This window comes from Endozoicomonas atrinae (assembly GCF_001647025.1).
Taxonomy (GTDB): domain Bacteria; phylum Pseudomonadota; class Gammaproteobacteria; order Pseudomonadales; family Endozoicomonadaceae; genus Endozoicomonas; species Endozoicomonas atrinae.
On sequence record NZ_LUKQ02000899.1, the window covers coordinates 1 to 251 of the forward strand.

1 protein-coding gene is annotated in these 251 nt (G+C 45.8%); it reads right to left on the reverse strand.

Features of this window, described 5'->3' with window-relative positions:
• Positions 1-78: 78 nt before the first annotated feature.
• Positions 79-251, reverse strand: a 173-nt coding sequence (locus AK963_RS31670; protein WP_175404840.1) for a transposase, incomplete at its 5' end; no start/stop codon positions are given.

Here is a 251-nt window from a genome sequence, read left to right on the forward strand (position 1 = left end):
GTCAGCTTAGTAAAATATTTAACTTTCTGGAACTATCAGACTTGCAGACCACCCCAAAAAGCTATACTTAACGACAGGTCATTTTGGACTGGTGTTTTGAGGACTTTTTACGCCGGTGATGACACGAGTCTGGCCTTTGGCTATCAGCTGAGGAACAAAGTCACCATTTCGATCTCTGGGGACTTTGACTTCGACCTCACCAAAATCTCCTTTGATATTCTTTGAGGTGCTGCCGTTGCGGCTGTTGCCCG